The following is a 2,202-nucleotide window of genomic DNA, read 5'->3' as shown; positions in this document are numbered from 1 at the left end:
ATCTTCATATAACCTTTTGTAAAAAGATTTTTTTATGGGATTACTCTCTTCCTCAAAAAGGTTGCATAGTTTTTTATCTAGCCCTAATTTTAAAAAATAATTATTATAATGATCCATAGCTAATCTTGAAAAGTTATTTCGATGAATATATATCATTTCTTTTTACCTTCCAGTTTACTCAGTTGCTTTTTTATAAATTCAATTTCATCATTTATTGTTAATAATTTTACCTTAGCATGCACTTCTAACTCTTTTAAAAGTTGGTCTTTAATTAATGGTTCTCCAATAACTTGAATAACTTTTTCAATTTCTTCTTTCCTATCATCAACTTCCTTTTTACTCCCATTAATTAAAAGGTTGGCAATATTATTTATTTTCTCTTTTGCAAAAGAACCAATTAAACCCTCTCTCATAAAAAAAGAATGTCCCAACAAGGTATGAATGTTTGAAGCAAAAGTCTGTTGATGATTTTCCAATCCATCAATTACCTCCATTCCATCTGGAGTCTTCTCTAAAAAAATGACGTTAGAACTAGGTAGGTCAGAAATAATAAACGGTGAATTTGATGTTAAAATCAACTGTATTCTCTTACCTTTATATAATTTCGTTAAAAATCGGATTAAAAGCTGAATAAATTTTTTTTGCCATTGCGGATGAAAATATAGCTCCCCTTCGTCAATCAAGATTATCAAGTTATCATTTACATTAATTGATTTATAGCTTTCCTCATTAACCGTAGTATAAAAACGAGCAAATAGATTAAGCATTGCCTTTTGGCCAGAACTAAGATCTAGCCAATCAAAATTTAGATACGGATGACTTCTATAAGACTCTTTATAATAACCATAGAACTTTAGGAACTTTTCTTGATGTTCCATTTTTAATTTCATAGTGATTGTATCAAAATCCTCTTCCTGAGCCCACCCTTCTTGTAAACATTCATCCATGGAAATTAGAGCATTATACATATTTTTAATTAAAGTTCTGGCAATCTCAGCATCATTAAAAACACTTTTTTCATTTCCTGTTTTATCCTGATTATTTCTACCAATAAATTCGTCCAATTTATTCAACAAATGTGTAAACATGAGCTGGATATGTAAAAAATTATTATCATGATATGTTTTCGTTTCTTCTAGCCACTCTGCAATTTTTTCACGAAATTTTGCAGAGGCACCTAGTATTTCCATATATAAATGTTGCACCATGGCAAAATAAAATGAGAGACGGAATTCAGAATAACTTGAACTTTCTCTTGTTGGAACGTCATACACAACGTTTTGAAAATTTTCCGAAAACCAATTAAAAAAAGAACCTAACTGATCTGTTGCGTTTTCTATTTTTCTCCAAATTTTACGTTCTTCATCAGCCAACATAATTTCTACTTTTGTAGGAACTGGGATTTCATGTACAAATTCATACTTAAGTGAAGATTTGAAAACAAATTCAATTTGCCTTTCAATCTCTTTATATCGATGCATCAGGGATTCACTTAATGAAGTTTCTTTGAATCTTATACCTATATCATCACGAATCAAATAATTGGTAGAGAGATTTATAACCTTTTGGAATGGATTAAAAACCTTTTTTGCATCAAAAATATTAGAAAAAAAGATAAATGTAGTGTCTTTCATTTTTGGTACAATAGTTTTTCTAATCCAGTAACCATCATTCTCCTCATTGACATATGGAATTAGCTCTAATTCATATTCTTTATAACTACCAGACTTAATCTCCAATGCTTCATGGTGATAAACTATCTTCTCCATTGTTACTGAATTTTGCAGCACAATCACTGACCGGATTTCTTCTTTAGATGCAGGTTTTCTTTCATCTTCATCTTTGATAGTCAAATTATCCATAATAAATTCTAGAATAGTTGATTTACCAGTTCCGTTCTCTCCAATGATTGCTGTAATATTTTGAATCCATCCTATTGATGAATCATATTGATTTCCCTCGTTAAAAAAATAAGACAAGTAGTTTGGATTTTCCTGAACATTCAGCTCTCCAATGCTAGGATTATACTGAAATCTATATTGACTACTAAAATTAAACCCCTGTTTATTAATGGTTCCCTCTTGATATTTTTCAATCCAAAGATACAAAATTTCCATGCATATACTTCTCCTCTCAAAAGATATATTATTTATTTTTTCTTAGCCTATGTAGTTTAAATACATATAATGCGCTTAGCTTATT

Annotated in this window: 1 protein-coding gene; it reads right to left on the bottom strand. The window is 29.6% G+C overall.

Annotation, left to right across the window (positions count from 1 at the left end):
* Positions 1 to 152: 152 nt before the first annotated feature.
* Complete coding sequence (locus DN403_RS23230) at positions 153 to 2,117, bottom strand: AAA family ATPase (RefSeq protein ID WP_149185784.1); 1,965 nt, start codon at positions 2,115 to 2,117, stop codon at positions 153 to 155.
* Positions 2,118 to 2,202 lie beyond the last annotated feature (85 nt).

The sequence above is a fragment of the Bacillus sp. AY2-1 genome (assembly GCF_008368965.1).
Taxonomy (GTDB): Bacteria; Bacillota; Bacilli; order Bacillales; family Bacillaceae_G; genus Bacillus_A; species Bacillus_A thuringiensis_S.
The sequence above is the reverse complement of the archived record's forward strand: the minus strand, read 5'-3'. Positions and strand labels throughout refer to the sequence as shown.

Coding starts and splice junctions, on each gene's coding strand:
- DN403_RS23230 (WP_149185784.1), bottom strand. CDS start 2,117: ATGGAAATTTTGTATCTTTGGATTGAAAAATATCAAGAGGGAACCATT.